This is a genomic window from Roseibium sp. RP-7 (assembly GCF_053005225.1).
In genome coordinates this window covers 1,477,720-1,490,729 of record NZ_JBRKQA010000002.1, presented here as the reverse complement: position 1 = coordinate 1,490,729, position 13,010 = coordinate 1,477,720, and the positions used below count along the sequence as shown (strand labels likewise).

Annotated in this window: 11 protein-coding genes; 6 read left to right on the top strand and 5 right to left on the bottom strand. The window is 58.8% G+C overall.

The genetic code is table 11. The features are described 5' to 3' along the window. The first annotated feature begins 83 nt into the window (after positions 1–83). Entirely contained in the window at positions 84–923 is an 840-nt protein-coding gene (locus ACVDG9_RS21450) for a LysR family transcriptional regulator (protein WP_447238930.1), read from the top strand. A 102-nt stretch (positions 924–1,025) separates the two neighbouring features. Then, the gene (gnd, locus tag ACVDG9_RS21445) at positions 1,026–2,450 is read left to right on the top strand and encodes an NADP-dependent phosphogluconate dehydrogenase (RefSeq protein ID WP_447238929.1); all 1,425 of its coding nucleotides are present in this window, start codon (positions 1,026–1,028) and stop codon (positions 2,448–2,450) included. A 125-nt stretch (positions 2,451–2,575) separates the two neighbouring features. On the opposite strand, the gene ACVDG9_RS21440 is transcribed toward gnd, so the two are convergent. The 3 genes from ACVDG9_RS21440 to ACVDG9_RS21430 all read right to left on the bottom strand — a co-directional run bounded on the left by ACVDG9_RS21440 (position 2,576) and on the right by ACVDG9_RS21430 (position 4,837). Then, positions 2,576–3,394, bottom strand: coding sequence for a sugar phosphate isomerase/epimerase family protein (locus ACVDG9_RS21440; protein ID WP_447238928.1), 819 nt, complete (start codon positions 3,392–3,394; stop codon positions 2,576–2,578). Between the two features lie 85 nt (positions 3,395–3,479). Beyond that, complete coding sequence (locus ACVDG9_RS21435) at positions 3,480–4,427, bottom strand: 2-hydroxyacid dehydrogenase (RefSeq protein WP_447238927.1); 948 nt, start codon at positions 4,425–4,427, stop codon at positions 3,480–3,482. Continuing rightward, positions 4,424–4,837 (bottom strand): VOC family protein, encoded by a 414-nt coding sequence (locus ACVDG9_RS21430; RefSeq protein WP_023003365.1) that lies wholly within the window; start codon positions 4,835–4,837, stop codon positions 4,424–4,426. Before ACVDG9_RS21430 ends, ACVDG9_RS21435 begins: the two co-directional genes overlap by 4 nt. Before the next feature lie 90 nt (positions 4,838–4,927). Between ACVDG9_RS21430 and ACVDG9_RS21425 the strand changes: the two genes are divergently transcribed. The 4 genes from ACVDG9_RS21425 (at position 4,928) to ACVDG9_RS21410 (ending at position 9,262) form a co-directional block, all read left to right on the top strand. Next, positions 4,928–5,800, top strand: coding sequence for a LysR family transcriptional regulator (locus ACVDG9_RS21425; protein WP_447238926.1), 873 nt, complete (start codon positions 4,928–4,930; stop codon positions 5,798–5,800). A 478-nt stretch (positions 5,801–6,278) separates the two neighbouring features. After that, positions 6,279–7,271 carry an ABC transporter substrate-binding protein gene (locus ACVDG9_RS21420; RefSeq protein ID WP_447238925.1) on the top strand — a complete coding sequence of 331 codons (993 nt, stop codon included), beginning with the start codon at positions 6,279–6,281 and terminating at the stop codon, positions 7,269–7,271. An 82-nt stretch (positions 7,272–7,353) separates the two neighbouring features. Beyond that, positions 7,354–8,238 carry an ABC transporter permease gene (locus tag ACVDG9_RS21415; RefSeq protein WP_152505558.1) on the top strand — a complete coding sequence of 295 codons (885 nt, stop codon included), beginning with the start codon at positions 7,354–7,356 and terminating at the stop codon, positions 8,236–8,238. Beyond that, a complete protein-coding gene (locus ACVDG9_RS21410; RefSeq protein WP_055661244.1) occupies positions 8,231–9,262 on the top strand; it encodes a quaternary amine ABC transporter ATP-binding protein in 1,032 nt (343 codons plus the stop codon). The genes ACVDG9_RS21415 and ACVDG9_RS21410 overlap by 8 nt, the downstream gene beginning before the upstream one ends. Before the next feature lie 163 nt (positions 9,263–9,425). Here the strand turns inward: ACVDG9_RS21410 and ACVDG9_RS21405 are convergent, their stop codons facing one another. Next, entirely contained in the window at positions 9,426–10,766 is a 1,341-nt protein-coding gene (locus ACVDG9_RS21405) for an HlyD family type I secretion periplasmic adaptor subunit (protein ID WP_447238924.1), read from the bottom strand. Positions 10,767–10,817: 51 nt separating this feature from the next. After that, positions 10,818–13,004, bottom strand: coding sequence for a peptidase domain-containing ABC transporter (locus tag ACVDG9_RS21400; protein WP_447238923.1), 2,187 nt, complete (start codon positions 13,002–13,004; stop codon positions 10,818–10,820). Between the last annotated feature and the right edge of the window lie 6 nt (positions 13,005–13,010).

Sequence of the window (13,010 nt, the reverse complement as noted above, 5' to 3'; positions counted from 1 at the left end):
TTGATGGTGCGTTGTAGGTAGACCGCAGATATTGTTCGGTGTAGTTGTATAAAAATGAACAGTCTGGCTGAAAATATCGCGCAATGACAACGTTGGCACATCTGGAGACCTTTGTTGAAGTGGCCAGTCTTGGCAGTTTCGCTGCTGCCGCCCGGCAGCTCGACTTGCCGAGGTCGACAGTTACAGCTCGTATCAAGGCACTGGAGGAAGAGCTTGGCGTCGCCCTGTTCCAGCGCACGACCAGGCAGGTGCGCCTGACGGTGGAAGGCGAGGCCTACCGGGAAAAAGTGCAGCCGGCCTTGCGGGATCTGGAGGAGGCCGGAGAACAGTTGAAATCGGCGCAGGCACCGCAGGGGATGGTGCGTATGTCCGTCCCGGTCGACCTGCCGCTGGATGTTCTGGCAGAGGCGATGGCCAGCTTCAATTTGCGATATCCGGAGGTCCGGATCGAAGTGCATGTCAGCGATCGCCCCGTTGATCTGACCGGCGAGCGGTTCGACTTCGCCCTCCGCGGCAACCGGGTTGCATCGGAAAGTGTCATCGTCCGCAAGATCGCCTCCAGTTTCCTTGTTCTTGTTGCCCGGCCGGAGCTCTTGGAAGAGACGGCGTACGATCACCTTTTGAAGTCAGGACGGGTGATCGATCCCGCCGAAGTGCTGGTGGAGGCGGGGCAAGGAGGAGGCGCGCCTGTCTACAGGACGCGGAACCTGCAGCTTGCGCTGGCCCTGGTGCTGAATGGTGGTGTGGCGGGTATCTTGCCGAAATCGATGTGTGCCGAATTCCTGGCGGATGGACGGTTGGCCGAGGCTGCGTGTCCGGTCGATCTGCCGGAGTTGCCGCTCTTTGCGGTCCTGCCGTCACGACGGTTCATCCCCAAGCGCGTTCGCCTGCTGGTGGATCATCTGGCAAGTGCTTTCGGCTGATCGGATTTTACACGGTCTTGCCCCAACCAGACATTGCCGTTGGGCAGCTTGTCGGCTATCACCGCCCCACCAGACATTAATCGATTTATGAAAGGCATGTTCATGAGCTCAAACGGCGCGGCCGCGGAAATCGGCCTGATCGGTCTCGGTACCATGGGTGGCAACCTTGCGCTTAATATTGCCGAACATGGCTTTCAGATCGCGGTGTTCAACCGGACCACGGAGAAGACCGACCAATTCATGGCGAAGGCCGGGGAACTCGCGCCGAAACTGGTTCCGACCAAGACGCTGGAAGACTTCGTTGCATCCATCAAGACCCCGCGCGCGGTCATCCTGATGGTTCCGGCCGGTGAAGCGGTCGATGCACAGATCGAGGCTCTGCGGTCGCTGCTCGATGCAGGCGATCTCATCATCGATGCGGGCAATGCCAATTACCACGACACGAACCGCCGTGCGGCGGAAGCTGCCGAAAAAGGCCCTCGCTTCATGGGGATCGGTGTTTCCGGTGGCGAGGAAGGCGCACGCTTCGGTCCGTCCATCATGGGTGGCGGTGCGAAGGACGCCTGGGATCAGGTCGGCCATATTCTGGAAGCGATTTCCGCCAAACACGAAGAAACGCCCTGCGCGGCCTTTCTGGGTGAAGCGGGCGCGGGTCATCTGGTCAAGACCGTTCACAACGGCATCGAATATGCCGACATGCAGATGATTGCCGAAGTCTACGGCGTCATGCGCGACGGTTTCGGCATGTCGGCTTCAGAGATCGGGGATGTCTTCGAGAAGTGGAATGGCGGCATCCTGCAGTCCTACCTGATCGAGATTTCCGGCAAGGTTGCCAAGACGGCGGATCCGGACACCGGCAGACCGATGCTCGACATCATCCTGGACAAGGCCGGCCAGAAAGGCACCGGTCGCTGGACGGCCATCGAGGCGCTGATGCTGGGCACCCCGGCAAGCGCCATCGAGGCGGCCGTTGCCGTGCGCAACATGTCCGCGCGGTATGAGGAGCGCAAGGAAGGCGAAGCCGAATTTGGCGCGGCTCCGAGCGGCATGGACCGCGAGGCCGTGACGATCGATGCGCTGGAAGCAGCTCTCGTTGCCGGCAAGATCATCTGTTATGCGCAAGGCTTCGGTCTGATCCTGGAAGCGGCCAAACAATATGGCTGGGCAATGCCCCTGCCGGAAATCGCCAAGATCTGGCGTAACGGCTGCATCATTCGCTCGTCCATGCTGAACGACATGTCGTCCGCACTGTCCGACGATGCCGAACGCAACCTGATGCTGGCGCCGTTCTTCTCCGCAAAGCTGAAGGAAACCGAAGCGATGCTTCGCCAGGTCGTTGCCCAGTCCGCGCTGCATGGTTTGCCGGTACCGGCCCTTTCGGCGGCGCTGTCCTATTTCGACATCATGCGCACAGGGCGTTCCACCGCAAACATGCTTCAGGGCCAGCGCGACTTCTTCGGCGCCCATGGCTTTGAGCGCACCGACAAGGACGGCGGCGGCTACCACGGCCCCTGGGCGATGGGCTGAGGCCAAAAAATCAGACGCTCAGACTTTCGCCTGGGCGTCATTGCGGCTCGGCGTGCGCCCTGCGAAGCACTTGTCCGCATTGACGGCGCACGGATATGCGCCGCCTTGCAGTGCCATCCTGGTGGTTACTGCGCCAGTCCAAGTGCCGCCATGTTGGCAATTGACGCCGGCAGGCCGGAATGGTCGCGCAGTTCGATGATCAGACGGGGACCACTCTCGAGCTTGGACAGCGCATCGAACACGGAGTGCCAGTTGATCGTGCCCTGCCCAAGCGTCCAGTGGCGGTCGGCGTAGCCATCCGCGTCCTGCAGGTGGATATGGCGCAGACGATTGCCGGCGGCCCTGACGTAGTAATCGACCGGCGGGGCGCCAGTCGTGCCATGAGCATAGTGAGCGTGTCCGGTATCGATAGAGACTTTCACCGCCTGTGAACCGAAGCTCTCGGCAAGCTCTATCCGGGCATAAGGGTCCTTGTCTTCGATGTTCTCGATGACGAGTTCGCAGCCGATATCTTCTGCCCGCTTGACTGCGTCGCTCATGGTCAGGTGACAGAGCTCTATCTTGCGCTGCCGGGCATTTTCATAATTGTCGAGGTTGTTGAAGTCCCAGGTCGTATAGGGGCTGTGCACGACCATGTGGGTGCCGCCCAGTGCCTCGCAGACTTCCAGCCCCTGCAACAGGCGCTTGCGTACGATCTCGCGGACATCCACGTCCATGCTGTCGACGGTGAAGCCGAAGAAGGGGCCGTGAATGCCGACACGGCCCTGATGGCCGTCCAGCAGTTTTCGGGCCTTCTCGACAATCGGTTTCCAGTCGCCGTTCAGCACTTCGGCCGGCCAGAAGTCCTGAAGTTCCAGATCCCGCGGTTTGTCCAGCATCAGATTGCGATGGGTTTCCAGCGCGTCGACTGTCAGCGCGGCACCAAGAATTGGGAGGTCGGTCATGAAACACCTTTGAAGGAGACGAAACGGTTGTCGCCTGATTAGAGGCTGATCCTTGACACTATTGCGACGGAGAGCGGATCAAATTTCAGTATCCACGGTCCCGGTCGACGGCTGGGGGAATCGTACCGTCTTCGTAATAACGGCCGATGTTGTCTGCCACGATCCTGGACGCTGTGCTGATGATGGTCGGGGCGGATATGTGCGGCAGCACCGTGACCTTGTCATGATCCCACAGCGGACTTGACGGTGGCAGGGGCTCTTCATCGAAGACGTCGAGAACGGCATGGCCGAGCGGGCCGTTGTCGAGTTTGTTGATGAGAGCGGCAGTGTTGATAATCGGCCCTCGGGCGAAGTTGATGATCGAAGCGCCCTTCTTGCAGGCGCTCAGCTCGTCCTGGCCGAGCAATCCGCGTGTTTCATCCGTCAGCGGCATCAGCAGGACGATGAAATCCGACTGGCCGAGCACCTCCAGAAGGCCATCGCGACCATGCCGGCAGGCTATGCCTTCAATTGATTTTTCGGTACGGCTCCAGCCGAGCACATTGAAGCCGTTGGCTTTCATCCGCAAGGCGGCGGCTGCGCCGAGCTTGCCAAGACCCAGAACACCAACCGTGCGTTCCTGTGGGCGTTCGAGTGCATGATCCTGCCAGACCTTCTGCCGCTGCTGGGCAATGTAACGGGGCATGTCCCTGTGCAGGTAAAGCGTCCAGGCAAGAACCGCTTCCGACATGGTTTCCGCCATTTGCGGATCCGTCAGGCGGACGATCTTCGGACCGTTTGCGGGAAGCTCACCCATCAGGCGCTCCACCCCGGCCCACAGGCTTTGTACCCAGACCAGATTGGGAAGTGCCGCCACATTGGCGGGGTCGGGATTGGCGACGATGGCAACGCGCGCTTCGGATCGTTGGTCCTCCGTCAGGTCTTCGAACGGCTTGACGTCGGCGATGCCGTCGAGCGCCTTCGGCAGTGCTTCGCGCCAGCTCTGGCGCTCATCAGGGCTTGCAGAGGAAACAAAGGGAACGACGGGCCTCATGCGGCGAAAACCCCGGCTTCATCGGCAAAGCCCTTGATTTCGATTGGGTTGCCGGAAGGGTCCTTGAAAAACATGGTGCTCTGCTCGCCGGGTTGGCCCTCGAACCGGACGGTCGGGGCGATGACGAAGGCGAGGTTAGCGTCTGTCAGTTTTTGCGCAAGCGTCTTCCAGGTCTCCATGTCCAGCACCACGCCCAGGTGCGGCATCGGCACCATGTGATCACCGACCTTGCCGGTGTTGGTCGTCTCGAAAGGCTTGCCGAGATGGAGGGACACCTGATGGCCGAAGAAGTTGAAGTCGACCCAGGTCTGCGTGCTGCGGCCTTCCTTGCAGCCAAGCAGGCCGCCGTAGAACGCGCGGGCTTCGTCCAGATCGGTTACGTGATAGGCAAGGTGAAAACAGGGTTGCATCGCTCGGCTCCTTTGAAAACGGATGTTGAGTAGCAGATCCGATTCAAAACATTTAAGATGTTTTTCTGCTTCTGAGCGAAGGAAAATGTTTTGGATACCCGATTTCTTGAAAGCCTGCTGGCCGTTGCCGAAACCGGATCCATTGCTGCGGCTGCGCGGCAGCAGGGGCTCACGGCCGCCGCCGTCAGCCAGCGTATTCGTGTGCTGGAAGCCGAATTGGGGGCAACGCTTCTCAACCGAACGGCACACGCAGCCCTGCCGACCGAAACCTGTTTCCGGCTGTTGCCCGCAGCACGTCGCCTTGTGCGGGACGCGGAGCAGCTGACAAACCGCATAGATGCTGATGGGTTAAGCGGTCCATTTCGGCTTGGGGCGGTATCGACGGCCCTTTCGGACAACGTGCCCGCGGTCATCCAGCAGTTCCGGCAAAAGGCGCCTCAGGCGGTGCTGACCGTTCGGCCCGGCACGTCGGCCGACCTTTACGAAGGATTGCGCAGCGGGGCGTTGGACGCGGCCATTACGGTTGCCGCCCCATTTGAATTGCCCAAGGACATCATCTGCAGAACACTGGAGGCTCAGGCTATCGTTCATGCCTTGCCGCCCGAACGCGATCTATCCAAAACCGAGGCCGGAAAACTGCCCTGGATTGTCTATGACAGGCAATCGTGGGGCGGCCGCAAACTCTGGGCGGATTTTGGCGTGTTGGTTGGCGAAGAACACATCCTTTGTGAGCTCGATGCTCCGGAAACGATCGCGCAGATGGTGTCTCAGGGAGCAGGACAGGCGATTTTGCCCGTCTGGCGAGGGTTGCGGATGCATGGTCCGGAGATGACCTTGAAAGATCTTCAGGGCGGCGCCGGCCGCGAAATGGTTTTCTTGCGAAAGCACACTTGTTCCGCACCGGTACTTGCCGACCTCGTGCACAAGGTGTTGCGCGATCAGGTCATCAGTACATATGGTTAAATTCGGCACTTACTGGTTGATCTTATTGAGTTTAAACACCTTTTAAGGGTGAAAAGAATCACTGTCATAGTAAGAAAATTATGTGTCATGACGAATACCGGCATTAAAATGTCGTTTGCAGGCATGTTCACGAAATTTGACGTATGAATGGTATGAGAATTGCGACTATACTGTTGTGCTAGGAGCCTCTTAATGCAATTGTATTGGTCGTTGGGCCTGAGCTCGGTACAAATACCGAGTATGACCTTCTTCTCAAGTAGAGACGGCGGTCAGGCTTATTTCGAGCAAGAACAACGTATATGCGTCAAATGAAGGCTGAATTAATAAGATTTAATCTAGAGGCCTTCACGGCTCAATTCTGTTCTCAACTCGTTATTCTTTTCCATTGGACGCGCAGGGAGGTGATTGCTTTCACGGAAGCTTTCGCGCGCCGCGCCCAATTCAATCTCAAGCAAACAGACTGCACAGGAGCATCCTCATGAAGAAGTTGTTTGTCTCGGTCGCCGCGACCGCTCTTATCGGCATGGCCTCGTCCGCCATGGCAGAAGAGTGCGGCACGGTCACCGTTGCGGAAATGAACTGGGCGTCGGCAGGCGCTATCGCGCAGATCGACAAGATCATTCTGGAAAATGGTTACGGCTGCGACGTCGAACTGGTCACAGGCGACACGATGCCAACCTTCACCTCCATGAGCTCCAAAGGGAAGCCGGACATGGCGCCGGAACTCTGGATCAACGCCGTGCGTGAGCCTCTCGACAAGGAAGTTGCCAAAGGCTCCCTGATCATTGGCGGTGAAATCCTGAACGAAGGCGGTGTCGAAGGCTTCTGGGTTCCGACCTATATCGCCGAAGAGCATAATATTTACACAGTGAAGGACGCTCTTGCGCATCCAGAACTGTTCCCTGGCGCGGAAGACGAAAGCAAGGGTGCCTTCTTCACGTGTCCGACCGGCTGGAACTGCCGCATCACAACCGGAAACCTGTTCCGTGCCTTCGGCTTCGACAAGGGCGGTTTCGAACTTGTTGATCCGGGTTCTGCTGCCGGTCTCGATGGCTCACTCGCAAAAGCCAACGAGCGCAAGGAAGGCTGGCTCGGTTACTATTGGGCACCGACCGCGATCCTCGGCAAGTACGACATGACCCTGCTCGACTTCGAAGTCCCGCATGACAAGGAAGAGTGGGACACCTGCACCGTGATCGAGGACTGCCCGGAGCCGAAGCCGAACTCCTGGGTGAAGTCTGAAGTCTTTACCGTCGTCACCGACGACTTTGCCAACAAGGCAGGCCCGGCCATGGAGTACATCAAGGGCCGCACCTGGGATAACCGGACGGCCGGCAAGGTTCTTGCCTGGATGACCGACAACCAGGCGACCAATGAAGATGGTGCCTACTACTTCCTCGAAAACTTCGAGGATGTCTGGACCAAGTGGGTTAGCCCGGAAACGGCCGAAAAGGTCAAGTCGGCACTCTGAGCCGGCAATAAGTAGAAGGGCCGCCCCAGCAGGTGCGGCCCTTTCCATATGGGGCAAAAAGAATACCATCAGGATTGGTTAGATGGATTGGATTGAATTTCCCTCGTTAAGCAGGGGTACGTTGCGAGACATTCGCGTGACGATCGACGGCACCGTTGACACTTTTCTGGGGGCCTATGGCGAAGCGATCGAACACGCTTTCGATCCCCTGAAAGATTTTCTCATCTGGCTGGAAGACCTACTGATTTCGTCACCTTGGCCAATTGTGCTGGCTGTTCTTCTCAGCATCGTCTTCCTAATGAGTCGGAACTACAAGATCGTTGCCGGATCACTCTTTTCACTCATCCTGATCGGTGTATTCGGTATGTGGGAAGACACCATGCGGACCATCGCCATGGTCACGGTCTGTACCATGTTGGCTATTCTTTTGGGAATCCCGCTTGGCATTTTGATGTCGCGCTCGGAACGGGTTCAAGGCTGGATCAACCCCATTTTGGACCTGATGCAGACGATGCCGAGCTTCGTCTACCTCATTCCGGTCGTGATGATTTTCGGAATTGGTAAAGTTGCCGGCCTGATCGCGATCGTTGTGTATGCTATCCCGCCGACTATCCGATTGACGAACCTTGGAATCCGCCTTGTCGATCAGGATGTCCTTGAGGCTGCCGATGCGTTTGGATCCAGCCCATGGCAAAAGCTAGTCAATGTTCAGTTGCCCTTGGCGCTACCAACCATCATGGCGGGGATCAACCAGACAATCATGATGGCACTGGCCATGGTTGTTGTCGCGGCCCTGATCGGGGTCAAAGGGCTTGGGCAGCCTGTCCTGAACGCTATCGCAAACCAGTATTTCTTCATGGGGGTTCAGAACGGTCTAGCGATTGTCGCGATCGCTATCATATTCGACCGGGCAACACAGGCATATGGAAAACGCCTTCAAAAACATTCGGAGGTGCTTCATGGCTGAGGCAACGGGTATCGAGATCAAGAATCTCTACAAGATCTTCGGATCGAACGGTAAGGAGATGGTCAAGAAGGTCAAGGACGGCATATCCAAGTCCGAGTTGAACGAGAAATTCAACCATGTGCTTGGCCTCAACGACATCAACATCTCCATGCCGGGTGGCAAGATCCAGGTAGTGATGGGCCTTTCCGGCTCGGGCAAATCCACCTTAATCCGCCATATCAACCGGTTGATCGACCCGACCGATGGCGAAGTGCTTTATGGCAACGATGATGTCTGCAAGATGTCTCAGGCAGAGCTTCGGGAATTCCGCCGCCACAAGACGGCGATGGTGTTCCAGAAGTTCGCGCTGCTGCCACACCGCACGGTGATGAAGAACGCCATCTATGGTCTGGAAATCCAGGGTGTGCCGGTCAAGGAAGCTGAAGAGCGTGCGGCCCGCTGGATTGCCCGCGTCGGGCTGGAAGGGTTCGAGAACCACTATCCCAACCAGCTGTCCGGCGGCATGCAGCAGCGTGTGGGGCTTGCGCGCGCACTCACCAACGATGCTGACATTCTGCTGATGGACGAGGCGTTCTCGGCGCTCGACCCGCTAATCCGCATGGACATGCAGACCGTGCTTCTCGACCTTCAGGAAGAGCTGCACAAGACCATCGTCTTCATCACCCACGATCTGGACGAGGCGCTGCGCCTTGGCGACAGGATCGCGATCCTGCGCGACGGGGCAGTTGTGCAGCAAGGGACCGGGCAGGAAATCGTTCTGAAGCCTGCGGACGCCTACATTGCCGACTTCGTCAAGGAAGTGAACCGTGGCCGGGTGATCCTGGTCGACACGGTCATGGATACGTCCCGGACGCTGGAAAACGGACCGACGATTTCCAGCGGCATCCTGCTGGAAGAAGCGGCCCGGACCTTTGCCGACACGGGCGAGGGCGAGGCAAACATCGTCAACAGCGATGGCCGTCCGATCGGCGTGCTCAACGTGCATGACACGATCTATGCGATGGTGACGCCGGCAACCCACTGAGCCAATGAAGTGTGAAAACGTCAAAACCCCGGAGTTCGCTCCGGGGTTTTTTGTATCCTGGGCGGCAACCTCCACTCTTTCTCGGAAGAAGCCCCGGTGTACCTGGAAGAAGAAAAAGCCCCGGAGTGTTTCCGGGGCTTCAGGATTTCCGGAGAACTCGACTTCAGCGCTCTGTGAAGATCGTTCGTGCCGCACGTGTTACAGGGTGCAGCAGGTAAAGGAGGATCGATTTCGATCCGGTGACCACTTGGGCGTTGACCTGCATGCCAGGGCGGATCGGCCGTTCGTGTGAACCGGCGCCGATGACCTGGCCGGGAAAGGCGAGGGTTGCCTTGAAGTAGTATTCGCCGAATTCGTCCTGGAAACTCGAGGCGGAAATGGTCTCCACTTCCGCGGCCACGGTGCCATAGATGTTCGGGTCGTAGCTGGTGATCGTGATGTCGGCCCTGTCGCCGATGTTGATATGGCCGACGTCCTTCGGATTGACCTTCACCTCGGCAACGAGGTTTTCGGACAGGGGGACGATCTCGGCAATCAGATCGCCGGGATTGACGACTGCACCACGACCGGTCGGGCCAAGGCTCTTGACGTAACCTGCCACCGGCGCCTTCACGAACAGGCGGTCCTGTCGGTCTTTCAGTTTGGTGATTTCCTGTTTCAGTTCGTCGCGCTCCTGGGCAATCCTGGCGCGCTCGTCGGCGACATCCCGGTTCACTTCGGCGCCGGCCTGACTGAGGCTGGCCTGGGCTTCGGTCAGCATTTCACGGGCCTGTGCGAGATTGCCGAACAGCTGTTCCAGTGTGACCTGCGACCGCTGAAAATCCCCCTTGGCCTCCAGGAAGCGGCGACGCGACGTGTAGCCGTCTTTCAGCAAACCTTCCTGGATCTGGAATTTTTCCTTTTCCAGTTCGACCTGTGATTTTTGAAGTTCGACCTGTGCTTCCAGGCTGACCACTTCGGCACGCCTCTGGGCGACACGCGCCGTGTAGGCTTCCTGTTCGTCGGCAACCGCCTTGCGGTTGGCGGTCAAGGCCGCCCGTTGCTGGGTGCTCAGACCATCCACCGACGGGTCCAGGCGCAGGCCAACGGTGTTGGCATCGCTGTATTCCTGTGCAAGCAGGCGGCGTTCCTCAAGTTCCAGATAGCTGAGACGGCTTTGAATGCGGGCGAGTTCCGTGGTCGTATCCTGTTTTTCCAGGTGGGCGAGTGGGTCTCCGGCCTGTACCAGCTGGCCTTCTTCGACAAGGATCTCCGAGACGATGCCGCCTTCCAGGTGCTCCACTTTCAAAATCTGGCCGGCAGGCGCTATCTCCCCGATCGTGTTGGCCACTTCCCGGATCTGGCCGATGGCAGCCCACAGCAACAGGAAGCCGGTCGCGATGGTCAGTCCCATGAGGAGGCGTGAATAAAAGGCTGGAGGCACGCCGTCTTCCAATTCCAGCGGAAGGCCGACGCGGCCGTAGACCGCCTTGCGGAGTGTGTCGGGATCGTCTTTTGCTGCCATTGGAAAGTCCTCGGCGGTTGTCTTGCGGCGGGCCGGCGGCGGCCCCATACGTTATTTCGATTGCTGCTTGAGCACGTCTTCAAGGATGTCCTTCGGGGCTCCGGCCATCGCCACCATGCCGCTCTGCATGTAGACGAGGTTGTCTGCCATGCGCATGTGGCTGGGGCGGTAGGTCGTGATGATGACGGTCGACTTTCCGCGAACCTGGTCGATCTTCTTCATCAGGAACTTGTCGCCTTCGAAATCCAGATTTCCGGCAGGGTTGTCTAGCAGATAGATCGGGGCAGGGCGCATGAAGGCCCTGGCCAGCAGCAGGCGCTGTTTGACGTTGTCCGGCAGCACTTCGATCAGCTGGCCGGTCAGCCGGGTCTCCACACCCTGGGGCAGAATTTCGCCATAGGCGTTGAGGCCGAATTCCTCGAAGGCCTTGCGAACCTGATCGTTGTCCGCCTGCGGATTGGCCATGCGGAAGTTCTGCGCAATCGTACCGTAGAAGAAATCGTGGTGTTCCGGTGCATAGCCGATGGAGTTGCGCCATTCGCCCGGGTCGAGCTGGCGGATGTCGAGATCGTCGACAAGGACAGCGCCCATCTGGGGTCGATAAAGCCCGAGCACGGCCCGCACCAGCGAGGTCTTGCCGCAGCCGCTCGGGCCGGTGATCGCGGTTACGGATCCCTGCTCCATCTGAAGCGAAAAATTGCGCAAGGCCGGTTCCTGGCGGGAAGGGTAGCGCAGCACGACGTTGGAAAAGCGGATCGTGCCCTGGAACTGGCGGTGCAGGCTCGGCAGCCTGCCGGGCTGGCGTTCCATTTCGATTTTCAGAAGGCTGTTGATCCGTTCGATCGTCTGCTGGGCCTGGCCCAGTTGCGATACGCTGAGAAAGGCCTGATGCATCGGGCTGAGCGCACGCCAGGAAAGGGCCATGACGGCAATGAGCGCGCCTTGAGAAAGGTCCTGGTTCATGACCAGAACGGCTCCGAAACCGAGGACACCGATGCCGCACAGGGTCATGAACATCTGCGAGACCACTTGCATGACCTGCGACAGTTGCCTCGTCTTCAGGTTCTTCAGTGCAAAGTCCGCGGAAATCGCCCGGTATTTCTCGACCCAGATGTCGTCGGCGGACAGTTCCCGGATGGCCTTTCGCTTCGACAGGATCTCCACGGTGATGTTCTGCATGCGCGACTTTGCATCGCCGGCCTGATTGATTGCCTGTTTCATGCGCGGAACGATGAGCATGGCCGACAGGACATAGAGCACCAGCAGCCCAGCCGGCAGCAGTGCCAGCGGCCCGCCAATGAAGCCGAGAACCATGACGAAAATCACCGAGAAGGGAAGGTCGATCAACGCATTGGCGAGATTGCCGTGAAAGACGTCCCGCACGCCGTCGAACTGCTTCAGACGGGTGATTTGCGCTCCGATGGGGGCGGACGAAATCAGGGGGAGCGGCAGATGCAGGAAATGGCGGAAGGTGGTGTTGGCGACCACCGCGTCGAGCCTGGCGCCCAGGTAGGCCTGGAGATGCGATTTGGTGCCTCTGACCATCCAGTCCATGATCAGCACAAGTGCAATGCCGATCAGCAGCGTGACCAGCACGGAAACGGATTTGGCGCCGATAGCCTTGTCGTAAACGCTCATGACAAAGAGCGGCAGACCGAGCGCCAGGATGTTCGACAGCAGGCCGACGGTCATGATCGACAGCACCGTGCCCCGGAACTGATGGAACAGGCGGGAGGACCAGTGCTGAAAACCGGCGCTTTCGGTGCTGTCATCCGGCTCGATCACGAAGATCTCGGCATCCTTGAGTTCGCTGAAGGCAATGGCGACCGTGCGATGAGCCTCGCCGCTGTAGGCCTGGAACCGGCCGTCGCTCGTGCGGCCCAGGCCGACCAGTAGATTGTCTCCGTGTTTCACCAGGCAGGGAAACTGTTCCGCGGTCAGCTGCTTTGCGGACCGTCCGGTCGGAGTGACCCGAAAGTTCAGCCGGGTCAGCACGGCGCGAAGATCGAAGATGCCCCTTATGCCTTCAAGGTGAGGCAGGGCTTCGAAGAGATGGCGTTCCATGCCATCCCAGCCGAGGGCTTCCAGCAGGGGCAGCAAACAGGCTTCTGCCGGAGACGCGCGGTCGATCGTACTGCCTGAATGCTGCTGGACACGGGTTTCCAGGTTCATCCGGCTCTCTGCCGGGTTCAGATTCTGAAAGATCGAATCCGCGTTTTCAAAAGCCGCCAGGGACATGTTCAG